14 protein-coding genes are annotated in these 14,235 nt (G+C 52.8%); 6 read left to right on the top strand and 8 right to left on the bottom strand.

The annotated features are described in order from the left end of the window. Positions 1–24: 24 nt before the first annotated feature. Entirely contained in the window at positions 25–921 is an 897-nt protein-coding gene (locus tag ACVL1J_RS04615; protein WP_159569988.1) for a tetratricopeptide repeat protein, read from the bottom strand. Positions 922–968: 47 nt separating this feature from the next. On the opposite strand from ACVL1J_RS04615, the gene ACVL1J_RS04610 reads away from it, so the two are divergent. Next, a complete protein-coding gene (locus ACVL1J_RS04610; protein WP_341237165.1) occupies positions 969–1,652 on the top strand; it encodes a hypothetical protein in 684 nt (227 codons plus the stop codon). A 3-nt stretch (positions 1,653–1,655) separates the two neighbouring features. Here ACVL1J_RS04610 and ACVL1J_RS04605 read toward each other — a convergent pair whose 3' ends face one another. From ACVL1J_RS04605 to ACVL1J_RS04595, 3 genes are read right to left on the bottom strand one after another with little or no spacing between them, the layout of a single operon-like run. Beyond that, positions 1,656–2,513, bottom strand: a complete 858-nt coding sequence (locus ACVL1J_RS04605; protein ID WP_491665151.1) for an alpha/beta hydrolase — start codon at positions 2,511–2,513, stop codon at positions 1,656–1,658. A 5-nt stretch (positions 2,514–2,518) separates the two neighbouring features. Continuing rightward, positions 2,519–3,298, bottom strand: coding sequence for an SDR family NAD(P)-dependent oxidoreductase (locus tag ACVL1J_RS04600; protein ID WP_341237167.1), 780 nt, complete (start codon positions 3,296–3,298; stop codon positions 2,519–2,521). After that, on the bottom strand, positions 3,295–4,206 hold the full coding sequence (locus tag ACVL1J_RS04595) for an alpha/beta hydrolase (RefSeq protein ID WP_341237168.1): 912 nt from the start codon (positions 4,204–4,206) through the stop codon (positions 3,295–3,297). The genes ACVL1J_RS04600 and ACVL1J_RS04595 overlap by 4 nt, the downstream gene beginning before the upstream one ends. A gap of 154 nt (positions 4,207–4,360) precedes the next feature. Between ACVL1J_RS04595 and ACVL1J_RS04590 the strand changes: the two genes are divergently transcribed. The 3 genes from ACVL1J_RS04590 to ACVL1J_RS04580 all read left to right on the top strand — a co-directional run bounded on the left by ACVL1J_RS04590 (position 4,361) and on the right by ACVL1J_RS04580 (position 7,794). Further along, on the top strand, positions 4,361–5,170 hold the full coding sequence (locus ACVL1J_RS04590; RefSeq protein ID WP_341237169.1) for a hypothetical protein: 810 nt from the start codon (positions 4,361–4,363) through the stop codon (positions 5,168–5,170). 110 nt (positions 5,171–5,280) lie between these two features. Then, positions 5,281–6,111: a metal-dependent hydrolase gene (locus ACVL1J_RS04585; RefSeq protein ID WP_159569976.1), complete on the top strand. Its 831-nt coding sequence runs from the start codon at positions 5,281–5,283 to the stop codon at positions 6,109–6,111. Between the two features lie 246 nt (positions 6,112–6,357). Then, positions 6,358–7,794, top strand: coding sequence for an OmpP1/FadL family transporter (locus ACVL1J_RS04580; RefSeq protein ID WP_341237170.1), 1,437 nt, complete (start codon positions 6,358–6,360; stop codon positions 7,792–7,794). A 44-nt stretch (positions 7,795–7,838) separates the two neighbouring features. Here the strand turns inward: ACVL1J_RS04580 and ACVL1J_RS04575 are convergent, their stop codons facing one another. The 3 genes from ACVL1J_RS04575 to ACVL1J_RS04565 all read right to left on the bottom strand — a co-directional run bounded on the left by ACVL1J_RS04575 (position 7,839) and on the right by ACVL1J_RS04565 (position 11,849). After that, entirely contained in the window at positions 7,839–8,540 is a 702-nt protein-coding gene (locus tag ACVL1J_RS04575; protein WP_159569972.1) for a tellurite resistance TerB family protein, read from the bottom strand. 71 nt (positions 8,541–8,611) lie between these two features. Continuing rightward, positions 8,612–9,427, bottom strand: a complete 816-nt coding sequence (locus ACVL1J_RS04570) for a formylglycine-generating enzyme family protein (RefSeq protein WP_341237171.1) — start codon at positions 9,425–9,427, stop codon at positions 8,612–8,614. Next, the gene (locus ACVL1J_RS04565) at positions 9,420–11,849 is read right to left on the bottom strand and encodes an arylsulfatase (protein ID WP_341237172.1); all 2,430 of its coding nucleotides are present in this window, start codon (positions 11,847–11,849) and stop codon (positions 9,420–9,422) included. Before ACVL1J_RS04565 ends, ACVL1J_RS04570 begins: the two co-directional genes overlap by 8 nt. Before the next feature lie 109 nt (positions 11,850–11,958). On the opposite strand from ACVL1J_RS04565, the gene ACVL1J_RS04560 reads away from it, so the two are divergent. Then, positions 11,959–13,047, top strand: coding sequence for a glutathione S-transferase family protein (locus ACVL1J_RS04560; protein WP_341237173.1), 1,089 nt, complete (start codon positions 11,959–11,961; stop codon positions 13,045–13,047). Further along, positions 13,041–13,607 carry a TetR/AcrR family transcriptional regulator gene (locus tag ACVL1J_RS04555; protein WP_341237174.1) on the top strand — a complete coding sequence of 189 codons (567 nt, stop codon included), beginning with the start codon at positions 13,041–13,043 and terminating at the stop codon, positions 13,605–13,607. Before ACVL1J_RS04560 ends, ACVL1J_RS04555 begins: the two co-directional genes overlap by 7 nt. Before the next feature lie 7 nt (positions 13,608–13,614). On the opposite strand, the gene ACVL1J_RS04550 is transcribed toward ACVL1J_RS04555, so the two are convergent. Further along, a complete protein-coding gene (locus ACVL1J_RS04550; RefSeq protein WP_159569962.1) occupies positions 13,615–14,208 on the bottom strand; it encodes a TetR/AcrR family transcriptional regulator in 594 nt (197 codons plus the stop codon). Positions 14,209–14,235: the final 27 nt, after the last annotated feature.

Genomic DNA, 14,235 nt, shown 5'->3' with positions numbered 1-14,235 from the left:
AGCTCCCACATTCAGTATTGCAGATTAGTGCAATGTTCCGCTAGGGGGTTTATTCAATTGATGGCTGACGAAGTTTTGCGCCGCCCCGCGCGCAAAATTCTCTTCCTCGGGAGAAACATCATCAAGCAACAATTGAAGCTGCTCCGGTATGTCGGTCTCGGGAAAAAGCACTTGGTAAATGTAAAGCCAGCTTAAGGCAACACCCCGATCCTTCGACACTTCAACGCCATCGAGATACAGCAAAGACAAACTCAGCATGGACAGGGGTGAACCGAGTTTGGCTGCTTCAGTGAAGTAAGCCATGGCCAAAGCTGCATTTTTTTCAAGCCCTTTGCCGTGAAGATAATACACACCCACGTTGTGCATGGCCTGCGACAAACCGCCCTGCGCTGCTTTGTCGAAATACTTGAAGGCTTGCGCAAAATCGGGCACTGGCGCACGTTCTAGCTCAAGTGCCAGGTGGTAAGCCGAATTCGGATCGCCCAAGTCGGCAGCCTGCCGGGTATATTGTGCGGTCAAGTCAGCGCTGGCATCCAGATGTCCTTCTACGCCGCCCTTGTATATTTGGGCCAAGGTAAGTACGGCCATCAACACCCCGGCCTGGGCGGCTTGTTCCAGCAAACTTACGCCACGCGGAACATCTTGCATGCCCAATTCACCAGACACCAGCAAACGCCCGAGAATAACCTTGGCATCCACTTCATTCGCTTCAACACCTTTTTCAAGCCACTGCAACGCCTGCTGGCAATCTTCCTCACTTCGGTTCTCTGCATACAGATAAGTGAACGCGATCAGGTTGTAGTGACCGTCCCATTGATGTTTCAGGGTGTCCAGCAAGCGCTGGCGTGCCTGTGGCAACTTCTTCGCAACAAAAAGGGATTTGATTTCGTCGGTGAATTCGACTGGGGGTTGGGATTGCATGGCGTGTTAAACGTAAACTGTTCGAATCGAGATCTTACTGAATAATCATGATCACACCCTATATTGCCGTTCAAATCAAAGAAGATGTTTACACCCAGATGAAGGCGCTGCATGTTCGCGCATCCAAACCCATCAGCGATGAAGACAAAGCCTTGGGGGCTGACCTGCTGGCACAAACCTATGTGCAACTGCTCGATACCTGCTTTACTCACTTGCTCGACGAGTTGAACAAAACCCAGCCCGACAAAATGCTGCAAGATGCATCAAAGGTGATTCACAAGGTGCAAAGCGAGGCACAGCACTACATCGGTTGGCTGATCAAATTCATCGCCAACAAACGCGTGCCGCCGGTGATACACCACTTTCACGACATGGTTCACCTGCTGAACCTGAACGGCAAAGAATCCCCTTACATCGTAATTCCGGTCACCACGACTTATGCCGAAAATGCCAGCGATGTCATGAATGCGCTGGCCATGAAAGACGATACGCGCATTCAAGAAGGTGTTGAGCTGTTGATTGAGGCGATTGAAACTGCGCTGGTGCCGCTGGTGTACACACCCAAAGACCTGATGGGTTTTAACTTTGTGATCAGCAAAACAATCAACGGTGTGATCAATGTGCTGCACACGCTGTTCAAACACACACTGCGCAAACTACCCCCACACATCCAGGTGGAAAGCTGCCCCAATATTGCAGCTCACTTTGAAAAGTTTCTGATCAGAAAGTAATCTTCAAGCCGCTTGAATGAAACGGTGCAGCAGCGGAAACACTTCCGTTTTCGCGGCTTCGCCACGAATCATTTGGCTGTGCGAAAAGTCTTTGCTGAACCCCTGCTTCACAGTGCATTCGTGCCAGGTTTTGGGGCCACCCAGTGCCTCGTAAATTCGCCGACAACCTTTGGTGGGTGCCACTTCGTCCCGACCTCCGGCAATCACCAGTGAAGGCACGTTAATTTGCTTGAGTGCCGCTAGGTAATCAAAGCCGTCAGTGCCTTTCCATCGCCCACTCAAATTCCACTTGCACCACTGCACCAGCAGCAATGTGGGCTCACCCTCGGGGCCGATGGGTACCAGCTTTCGGGGTGTACGGCCGAACAGGCGCGTTAAGGTACCCAGGGCAGCCACCCGCATTTTTTCTTTCAGGTTGGGTGCTGCGTCGGTGACTTGCGCACCAATCAGGCTCAGGGTTTTGATTTGTGCCAGGCGTTGTGGCTGGCGCGCCAGCAACATCAGCGCGAGCAAACCACCCCCACTGTGGGAAGTCCAATGCAGCTGTTCAAAGCCCGTGTACTGAACAATGAAATCAATGGCTGCGGGCAAATCATTCAAAGCGGGATATTCAAAGTTTTGTTTGCGGTGCGCTGGCTTTGCATGCCCGTGCCCGCCCCACTCCAGCAACCAGGTGTCGAAACCCTGCTCGGCCAGAAAACTTCCCAAATGTTCCACTGCCAACTGGTTGGACAACGTGCCATGCGCAACCACCACTGGCAAACCTACGGGCTTGGCAGGCTTGTACCTGTGCAAGGCCACGTGGCCACCACCCTGCATGGGGACCAGGTGAGTTTCCTGTGTCATCTGCAAACCCGCCATAGCTTTCAAGCCGCAGGTTTTGAGATGAACTTCACCACCTTGGTGGCCCAGCTGCGTGGCGTGAAGCGAATGCTTTGGGCCATGGTCCAGTTCAGGGCGCCGTGAATGTACACACGCTGGTTTCGCTTCATGGCAGCGTAGCCTTTCACAGCGACATCCTCGGAGCTTGGCATGCGTTTGCCTTGAACCAGGGCTGACTTCTGCATATTGGCTTCAGCCTGAAAACCCGATGCAGTTGGGCCGGGGCACAAGGTGCACACAGCCACACCGCTGTCTGCCAACTCTTCGGCCAGCGCCTCGCTAAAACTAAGCACATACGCCTTGGTAGCGTAATAAGCTGCCATGTAAGGGCCGGGCTGAAATGCTGCAGTTGAAGCCACGTTCAGAATTTTTCCGCGGGTGTTGAGTAAATCGGGCATGAAGCCACTGCACAACACAGTGAGTGCGTCCATGTTCAGGCGCAACATATTGGTGGTGTCTTCAACGGGCGTGTCTTTGAACAAACCATAGGTGCCCACGCCCGCATTGTTCACCAAGTAGTTCAGTTCAATGTTGTGTGCTTTCACCTTGGCAATCAATTCACTTGCCGCATTGGGTTTGGATAAATCGGAGGCAATCACGATTACATCGACTTTGTATTTGCCCATCCAGTCTGCAGCCAGTTCTGCAAGCTTGGCCTCATTGCGTGCACTGAGCACCAAGGAAATTCCGTCTTTTGCAAAACACTCGGCCAAATGCAAACCAATACCAGACGACGAACCTGTCACCAATGCCCACTGCTTCATTCATCTTCCCCTCTTCTCACAAAATCGGCGATCGCCCACAAGGCTTTATCGGCTTTTTCCACAAAGGCACTGAACATTTGAAAGTTGTGCCACATGCCTTCGTGCACAGTGCAGCTTACTTGTACGCCAGCGGCTTGGGCGCGCTGTTCGAGCAATAAGGCATCATCCAGCAAAATTTCGTCGCTACCCACTTGAATCAACATGGGCGGCAAATCATCAAGTTCAGCAAATACGGGTGACACACTTGGGTCAGCCGGCAGTATCTCGCCACAATACGCACTGACACCCCGCTGCAAGGGCACCACGCTTAACATGGGGTCGGCCTTGGCCCGGTTTTGAATGGAGTCTGAAGTCAATGTCATGTCAACAAACGGGGAAATCATCACCAGGCCAGCCGGCAGAGGAATGCCTTCGTTACGCGCATAAATGGCCATCGACAATATATGTGCCGCGCCTGCAGAATCGCCTATCAATGTCATGTTTTGCGGATTCACATCCAGATCCAGCAAAGCCTGATACGCAGCGATTCCATCTTCCAGTGCAGCTGGATATGGATTTTGGGGAGCAAGCCGGTAATCCAGTAAAAATACACGGGCATTGCACCGAACAGCAAGTTCACTGGCCAGGGGCAAATGCGTCTCAAGCGAGCCTGCGAAAAATGCCCCACCATGCATGTGCAACAACACTTGGTCGGTGTGCGCATTGGCAGGGCGAACCAGTGCGCACATGCAGGTACCCAGCTCCAGATACTCAACGCGAGCATCGGGCCGTACTTTGAATAGCGGTGCACCGGCATTCATGGTGGCAGCCAGCCAACTGAGTGGAATAGGAAGTTTACCGGGCGCTTTGAAGGTGCTGCGCAATGTTGCGCGAACAGCTTTCTCGGCCACAAACTGAATCGGGTTCATGAGTGCAGGGTCTCCGAATGTGACAACGCAATTCCATTTACGCTGTTTTTGTTATTTTCTTCAATATAGCGAATTTGCAGCAGGCGACAGCCCCAGCCAACCACCCCACCCTGCAACAAGTTAGACTATTACCTCCAATTTAATAAAAAATTCCGTGAAAACAAACGCTTCCCCAAAACAATTGATTCTTGGCTTGATGTTGGCTGGCAAGGGCCGTCAAGTGAAAGCAGCGCACATTGTGCTGGCTTGCAGCCTGTTCGGTGTTTCTGAGAACAGCGCGCGTGTGGCCATGGCTCGCCTGGTTGCCGAAGGCCAATTGAAATCTGCTGGCCGGGGTATTTACACCCTGGGCAAACAAGCCGCATTTACAGGGCAAGACATTCAAGGCTGGAGCAGCAGGCTAACCGCCACCTGCGCATGGCATGGCAATTTCTATGCAGTGTTTACAGCACACCTTGGCCGCAGCAATCGGAAACAATTGCAGATTCGAGAAAAAGCCCTGGCACTGCTTGGCTTTCGGGAATATGAACAAGGCTTGTTCTTGCGCCCTGCCAATTTAAACCTGGGCTTGGTGGGCGTTCAGGAAAAGCTGCTGGCGCAAGGCGTTGAAAAACAGGTTCTTGCTTTTGAACTAACTCCGGCCAACCCCACGCAACTCAAATCGATTCAAAAACTTTGGGATACCCGAAAACTTGAAAAACTGTATTTAAGCCACACCAGAAAACTGAATGACTGGATGCAGGGCTATTCACGCATGAAACTTGAAAAGGCTGCCCGAGACGCCTATCTGGTGGGCAGCCAGGCTATTTATGAGGTGCGCCGCGACCCCCTGCTTCCGGCTGAATGGGTGAACGCTGCTGCACGGCAACAATTCTTTGAAAGTGTGCTGCGCTTTGATGAAACCGGCACCCGGGTGTGGCGTGAGTTGCAACTGCGCATTTTGAAAGACGAAGAAGTGATCTAAAAAAACACTTCATTACACCGCTTTACTTTTAATTCCATATCTGTAATATTACATCCACAACTGTCAACGTCATTGATGGTAATGACGAACAAGACCCAGTGGAGGCTGTCATGCGTACACCTGTTTCTATTCACCAGAAAGGTTCGAGCTTTCCTGTTCGTCGAATGGATTTTGATTTCTCCAACATCAATCGGCATTTTGTGAACAACGACCCAGCCAGTAGCCACGTTTGGACCGCCTTTCAAGCTTATTTTCCTGAAGGCGAGCAATTCTTCGTGGACGCGGTTCGAGACGCTAAAAAGTGGGTAAAAGACGAGGCACTGCTTAGAGAAATAAGCGCATTCATCGGTCAAGAAGCGATGCACGGCAAAGAACATTTGCAGGCCAATGCCGAACTGAAACACCAAGGAATCAATGTAAACGGCTGGGACGCCCGCACACGCTGGGCGCGCAAACGCTTAAACAGATTACTGTCGGTAAAAGCCCGACTGGCGGGTACTGCGGCGGTTGAACATTACACTGCTGTGATTGCCGAGCACATCATGAAAAGTGAAGAATTTCACACGATGATTGTCGATCCAACCATCAAGAACCTCATCTACTGGCATGCCATGGAAGAAAGTGAGCACCGTGCTGTTGCCTTCGATACGCACAAAGCGGTGGGGGGCACTTATCTCCAACGTGCCGTAGCCATGACAATCGTGTCAATCGCAATCGGGCCGGTGGTATTGGCCGCCACGCTAAGCTGCATGAAACAAGACGGAGAACTGTATAACGCAAAATCATGGTTGAAATGCGCTGATCTGTACTTGGGGCGCAAAGGCCTGTTCCGCAAGATGATTCCTGACCTGCTTTGTTTCTACAAACCCGGCTTCCACCCCATGCAGACTAATATGGATGCCTCTATGAAGTTGTGGAAAGAACGACTGTCGCTGGTTTAAATAAAAAAAAATTTGAACGATTGATTGAATTTGAGTTACATTGCCTCCTGTATCAATGTTAATCGTTGTAAACATAGGGTCTTTACTCAAGTATTATTCAACGAAACTACATAGTAAAAATTTTAAGAATAACCAGCAAAAAACTCACGACACTCGAAGTCGGGCGCACAGCGACCCGGCACGTCGGAGCCAGGAGACAGACCAATGGTGTTTTTGCAGCAAAGCTCCCTTCGGAGAGCCTGTGCCGTGGCATTTTCAATCACGGCGTTTTCGCTTAGCCAGCAAGCCTTTGCAGGCGGCACAGCCAACGACAATCAAAGCACGATGGGTATTGCGACCGCGGGTGCCGGTCAGGCGGCCGAGGCTTCGGATGCATCGGTCATTTTCTTCAATCCGGCTGCATTAACCCGATTTAAACGAATTGAAGTGTTGAACGTGGCCAGTATTGCCACTTTTGACAACGACTACACTTCTCGTCAAAACAATGATGGCCCCCCCACCGACGATGGGCGGGAGGGTTCCGCTGGCGAGTTCTTTTCTCGCAAAGACGGCTACGACTCTGCCTTGTTCATTCCTGGCTTGTTTGTTGCTGTGCCCGTGACACCGAAACTGGTGGTGGGTTTTAGCGCATCAGGCTCACACGGCTTGCTGACTCGCTACCGCGAAGATTATCCCGGCCGTGGTTCGGGTCGGGAAAGTGATCTGAAAGTGACTCGACTCAACCTGGGTTTTGGCTACAAGTTGACGCCCACATTGTCGATTGGTGCCAACGGATCTTATGAACGTTATTTCCAGTCAATCAAACTGCGTGTGAACTTCCGCGATGCAGTGAGCAAGCTTGGTCCTCCTGGCACACTAGCAGCCCTTGATACCGCGGCTGCCCTCGGACAAGCGCCCCCCGTTCCTGGAGAAACAGATGCCAAACTGCGAATATTCGGATGGGCAATGAACGCGCAGGCTGGCCTGTTGTGGGAGCCGACCGAGCGCACGAGAATTGGTGCATCTTATCGCCCCAAAACCCGGTTTAACGGCAATCAGGGCGAGTTGACCATCAATGAAAATGCGGACACCGCAGCCTTCCGTGATTTCCTCCGAGGAGGACTGATTGGTCTTGGTGGCCCATTGCTTGGTGTAAACGGCCCACAGGCTGCAGGTGATCTGGAGCCACAACAACAGGCGCGCCAAAGCGTAATTTTTCCGGATGAATTTCGCATTTCGCTGTTCCACCACTACAGCCCAAAGCTTGACCTGATGGCCACCTACACCTACCAGGACTACACCGAGACGTTCCTGCGTTATGAACGGGTCAGCAATGGGCGTTTGATTGAAGACGTGCCACAAGACTTTCAGGTGGCACATGCATACCGCATTGGTCTTAATTACAAGCTTTACAAACGCCTGACAGTGCATGCGGGTTATGGTATGGAAAACGGCGTGGTTGGAGACGATCTTCGGATTCCGATTTTGCCTGACAACGATCGTCGCTTCTACGGCCTAGGTGCAAGCTTTACACCTAGCAGAGACACCACCATTTCCCTGGCCTTCGGCATTATTGACGTAGACGCTGGACAAGTGGGCAACAACGACCAGGTCAGACCACGTGAAGTGTCTGGCGGCGAATTCAAAGGCATTGCCGACCTGGATGCTGAATTCTTTTCACTGGGCCTGACGCAACGATTTTAAGTGTTGATAAAAACACCCTTAAAGCAGTAACTTGAACGGCCGCTTTAAGCGGCCGTTTTTTTCGCCTGCTCTACCTGCGCGCGCAACTCCACTTCCAGCGCAGGATCTAGCCGCAATTGCTTGGCCAGTTCTTGCAGGTAACTGCGTTCCATAAAGCTTTCTTCATCCACCACCAATACACTGGCCAGAAACATTTCAGCAGCCAACTCAGGCGTTGTTGCATAGCTCGCTATTTCCAGCGGATCCAAGGGCTTGTTCATTTCCTGATCAAACCAGCGTTGAAGTTGGGGATCATTGGTAATTTTTGCAATTTCACCGTCTATGAGCTGGCGCTCTTTCGCATCAATGTGACCGTCGGCTTTTGCAGCGCCAATCAACGCCCGCAATATAGCCTGGCTGTGCTGTTCAACTTGCGGTTCTGGCAAACGATCAACGGTTTGCGGCTCGCGTGTGGCTGCAATATTGCCCTGCTGCTGTTGCCAGTTGCCATACGCTTTGTAAGCCAACACGCCCAAAGCCGCCAAACCACCGTAAGTAACTACTTTGCCCGCCATTTTTTTGTGGCGTTTGTTGCCCAAGAGCATGCCCAATGCTGCCGTGGCGGCAGCGCCACCACCTGCGCCAACCAGCATGTCTCTCATCTGCGTATTGCTGCCAGCGGAGGGTCTGGACGCACCACCACTGCCGCCTTGGATCATGTCAGTGCCAGCTTTCAACAGTTGGTCAATCAAACTCTTGGAATTCATTCACGGCTCCATTTCTTGTTGTTGAAGTGAATGGACTGTGAATCCGGGAAAAAATTCAATCCAGCATCGGGTCAGCGGCCGGAAACGCAGCGGAAACCAATGTGCGAGGTGCTGCTGGCACCTGCCACACCAATGCGTGCGGCGGGCCGGTAGCGCAGGCAATACTCAGCAGCGCACAGGTGCGAGCCACCTTTCAGGGTGAACAAGGTGTGTGCATCTTGTTGCGGGCTACATGAAAAGCAAGCGGAAGGAGCTGTAAAAGCGGTTTGTGTCCATTCCCACACATTACCAATCATGTCGTGCAAACCATACCCATTGGCCGGGAATTGACCCACTGCCACAGTGGCAGGTGTGCCGCCCGGGGCGAAATACCATGGGAAAGCCCCCTGCCACACCTGCGCCATGCGTTTGCCGGCGGGTGCAAATTCATCACCCCAGGCAAATTCAGTGTTGCCCAAGCCACCGCGTGCCGCAAACTCCCATTCTGCTTCCGTGGGCAGCCTTCCGCCTGCCCAGGCCGCATAAGCTTTGGCGTCTTCAAGGGCAATGTGTACCACGGGGTGCTGATCAAAGTCAGCGGGCAATTCCTGGCCAGGGCGCGGATTGTGCCAGCATGCGCCCTGCTCCGCTTTCCACCACAGGTCGGGATTGTTCAAAGGCACAGGACCTTGAGTCATTTGAAACACATGTGAGTGCCCCTGACGCTCGGCTTGGGTGATGTAACGAGTCGCGTCAATAAACGCTGCGAAATCTGAATTGCACACGGGAAAAACATCGATTGCAAACTCAGCCACACTTGCGGTGCGCTCGGGGCGTTCCTCGGGATAGTGGCGATTCGATCCCATGCAAAAATCGCCACCCGAGAGCACAACATGATTGCTAAACATTCAGTCCCATTTGGCTTAAAAAGCGCAGCATTTCAACTGGGTTGACTTTACTGGTATCGACATCAATTGTCACTTTGCCCAACTTGCCCTGAAAAGGATTGGGGCCGCTGTACCGGGTCGACACCTGGTTGCCCAGATCGGAACCCACAGTAAAGCCATCGTAACTGGTGGAAAACAGCACGCGCTTGAACGTGTGCTTGGCCACCTGTTGACCATTGACAAACAAGGCGCCCTCACCATCAAAGGGTCGGGCTGTCATACGTTGCTGGTATTTGATTTTCAGTTTCCCTTCGGGCAATACGGCATTCGATTCAATTCGCTCAACATACGGCACCAGGCTTTGCTCATAAAACAGCTTTCCATTCTGGATGTACAACACCCAGCCAGCATACTTGGCACCTTGCGCCAGCAACACGCCATCGCCAGCGTCCGTGGTGCGTTCACAATCCAGTTCAATGGTGTGGGACAAACCACATACAATCGGTGCGACGTCGCGTGCCAAACGCTCCACGGGTGGGTAAAAATCCCAGCGTGCACGCAGGCCTTTTTCTTGCCTGTCTTGCACCAGGCGCAGCACCAGGTTGCGATCATCCAGTGGCAACACATTGTGCTGTTGCGCAGCTTTTAACCATTTGCTTTTCAGGCGTTCAACCACCTCGGGGAACTGGCTGGCCAGGTCAACGCCCTCGGCCGGGTCTTTGCTTAAATCGTAGAGTTCCCACACATCGTCGTCGAAAGACTTGCCGCGCGTGTGGCGCGCCACGGCTCGCCAGTTATTCTCCATGTAGGCACGGTGGCCGCCCAACTCGAAATACTGTTCCGTGCGGGTTGGGCTATCGGCTTTGCCGAATGTGGGCAATACACTTTGCCCCTCGATGGGTTTTTGTGGCTGACCTTTGTACACCGTCGGGCGTTCAACGCCTGTGGCTTCCAGCAAGGTGGGAAACAGATCCACCACATGCACGAAGTTGTTACGCAATTCGCCTTGCGCAGCAATTCCTTTGGGCCAGCTTACGATCAGCGGATCGGCCACACCGCCCAGGTGGGCATATTGTTTGTACATTTTGAATGGTGTGTTCGATGCACTGGCCCAGCCCATGGGGTAATGCGGAAAAGTGCCCTCTTCGCCCAGCACATCGTACAATTGCGCGGCTTCTTCGACAGGAATTGGACGACCAAAGGCAGGCGCGAATACGTTGGGTGTACCCGTGGGCGTACCTTCTGGGGAGCCGCCGTTGTCCGAGAACAAAACCACAATGGTGTTTTCGCGCACACCCAGTTCATCCAGGCTTTGCAACAGGCGGGCTATGTTTGCATCCATATTGCTCATCAAGCCTGCATACACTTCCATGTAACGCGCGGTGATCTGCTTGTGGGCCTGCGGCAATTTGTCCCAACTGTCGGAACCAAACGAAAGGGGCGGCAATTCCACTGTGTCGGGCATCACGCCAAGCGCTTTTTGCCGTTCCAGCCGTTCGGCACGTATGGCGTCCCACCCTTTGTCGTATTGGCCTTTGTAGGCATCACGCTCATGGGCACGCGCCTGCAAAGGTGAATGCGGCCCAGGAAAAGCAAGGTGCAGGTAGAACGGGCGACCGGGCTCCAATGCTTGCTGGGTGCGAATGTAGGTGATTGCCCGATCGGTAAGGTCGTCGCACACGAAATAATCGGGGGAATCGGGTGGCTCTACCGGTGCAATGCCATCGAACAATTCCGAGGGCTTGAAGTAATCCGTGGAGTGCCCCTGAAACCAGTAAGCACGATCAAAACCGCGCTGAGTCGGCCAATTGTCATAGGGACCATTGGCGCCCGTGGTGTGCGCATTGTTGACGTGCCACTTGCCACTGAGGAAAGTAGACCAACCCGCACCCTGCAACACCTCAGCCAGGGTGGCTGCTTCATGGGTTAAATCGCCCCGGTAGCCGGGGTAGCCTGCGTCAATGTCGGCAAGCCAGCCCATGCCGGCTGAATGGTGATTCAAACCCGTCAGGAACGATGCGCGCGTGGGCGAACACATGGAACAGGTGCGAAAGTTGGTGTACTGCAAACCTGTTTTAGCCAGGGTGTCTATGGCCGGTGTTTTAATTTCGCTGCCGTAACAACCCAAATCGGAAAAGCCGCAGTCGTCCAGAAGTATGACCACCACATTGGGCGCGCCCGCTTTGGCTTTCGGTTTGCTGGTGCTGGCTGGGCGGGAATCCTGAAACGAAAGGGCAACCTGCGCAGCCTCACCCTCGGGCAAGGCTTTGGGTGTCATTAATGCACGCGCCTTGTTGTTGGCCACATGCGCACCAGTGGCGGCAACACCCACGGTGGCGGCACCCACCGCAAGCCCCGACAAAAATGCGCGCCGTTTTAAACGCTTGGGCGACAGGCTGTCGTCGTTTGAACCACCCTGTTGATCATCGTCTTGCTGCGCCATGTCTGTCCCCACGTTTGAATTGTTGGTGTCTGTTTCAAGAGCTCTTAACTAGTGACACTATTTGTGTCACTATATACAAAAGAAATTTTAATCTCAAGGAGTTCTGCGCATGGCAATGCCAAATGTGTTGAAGGTTCATGGTCTGGACCTTTCCTATTTCACAGGCAAGCTTGAGGCCTACTTGCGCGGCAAGCAAATTCCTTACGAGCTGATCGAAATGGACACCGCCGATTTTAAACACTGCGGCAAGGCAACGGGCGTGGCTCAAATGCCGCAGGTGGAGTGGCTCAATGGGCAATGGCTTAGCGACAGCACATTGATCATTGAATTTCTTGAAGAACTCAAGCCAGAAACGACGATCATGCCGCAGAAGGCTGCAGTGCGATTTGTTGCTCAACTGCTGGAAGATTTCGGCGACGAATGGCTGTGGCGCCCTGCCCTTTACTATCGCTGGGCCAATGCGAAAGACGCAAGGCTGATGAGTACCCGCCTAGCCGAGGGCATGATGCGGGATGTGCCCCTGCCCCTGTTCATGCGACGCTGGGCGATATTAAACCGCCAGCGATTTCATTTTCTTTGGCGTGACGGTGTGCGACCAAGCACTGCAAAAAGGGTTGAAGCCCATTATCTGGAAACGCTGGATGCGCTCGAGCACATTTTGAGCAAACAGGCTTTTGTACTTGGAAACCGCCCCACGCTGGCTGACTATGGTTTTTATGGCGGCATGTTCCGGCACTTTTTCTGTGACCCAACACCAGCTGCAATTATGCGTACACGCGCACCAGCAGTGCATGAGTGGGTGGCCCGCTTGTGGAACACCCGCATTGAGGACTACATCAACTGCCCCATGCCGGAGGTAATTTCTGAAAACTTGCGCCCACTTTTCAGAATCGTCGGCCAGGAGTTTTTGCCCTATATGCAAGCCAATGAAGCAGCCATTGAACTGGGCCATACGACATTCAAATTCGACAGCCAAGGCACGCTGTTCAATCTGCCAGCACAGCCATATCGGGCATGGCGGTTCCAGCGGCTTCGAACACGTTATCAACAACTTCCCCCGCAGACCCAAAACGAGATACACGCGTATTGCCCAGAACTGGGCGAAGCGTTGCTCAAAGCTGTAACATTCCCGATAGAAAGCAGAATCAAGGGATTACCCATCACAACACCCACAACAATGACAAGCAGAACATGGTGAAAGTAGACGGAAGAACGACTCGCGGGCAAGAAAACAAAAAACAGATTGTTCAGGCACTGATTGAACTGATTCGTGAAGGACAGCCTGCCCCCACAGCCGAAATGGTGTCAGCCCGCGCAGGCGTGGGTCTTCGAACAGTATTCAGGCATTTTAAAGACATGGAAACCCTGTACCGGGAAATGACCTGTGCAGTAGAAGCGATCCTGGCCCCGGTACTGGCCACTCCTGTGCAGGGCGAAACCACCAGTGAAAAACTGATGCACGCCATTGACCGGCGAGCAGACATGTTTGAGAAGCTGGCGCCACTGCAAGCTGCAAGCTTGGTGCATTTGCATGAGTCACCTTACTTGCGTAAACGCCAGGCTGACAATGTTGAGCTGCAACGCTTCCTGCTAAAGGCTTTCCTGCCGGCCGACTTGGTGAAAGACAAAATACTGTTCGAAGCCATCGACCTGACTCTCAGTATAGAAACCTGGTTGCGGCTTCGACGCGATCAGCAACTCAGTGTGAACCAGGCTAAAAAAGTACTACGACGAAGTGTTGAGCAATTGCTGAAGTGAACGCACTTTACATGAGGTGATCGAGCAGCAGATCGAACTGCGCAATGCCTTGCTCGCGGGTCACCAGCTTGTCGCGTATTAATTGCCGAATTCCCCAAAACGAGAGAATGACCATCCAGACCAGGCTGGTTGCTGCCGCTTCATCAAGTCCCTTCGACTTGCGAATCGCAGGCACCCACAACTTCAAAATGACGTCGCGAATACCCAATCGAATTGTTTCCAGTTCAGGCGAATTTAACCCCGACCCGGCGATTAACTGCCACAAGGCATCGCCTTTTCCGACAGGCATATCCAGAGACACAAGTTCAGCAGCGCGAATGGCCTGTTTCAAGTCATTTGGATGATTGGCAATGGCCTGCGCCGTACCTTGCATGGTGTCGGTGAACACTGCCCAGGCAGTGGCCCCCAACAAGCTTTCCAGATTCGGAAAATGTTGATAAACCAACTGGCGACTAACACCAGCGCGATCGGCCAGCGCGCTCATGTTCAGCACACCCCACCCAGCGTCTTCGACCAATTCAGCCGCGCTGTGCAACAAGGCTTTTTTTCGATCGTTTTTGCCCAGATAAGGGCGCTTTTCTTGGGTTTGGCTTGAGGTCATTGAGCGGTATCAATAGGGTGAAACTTT

The sequence above is a fragment of the Limnobacter sp. G6BE5S genome, from assembly GCF_058448965.1.
Note: the sequence above shows the minus strand (reverse complement) of the source record. Positions and strands in the feature narration are given on the sequence as shown.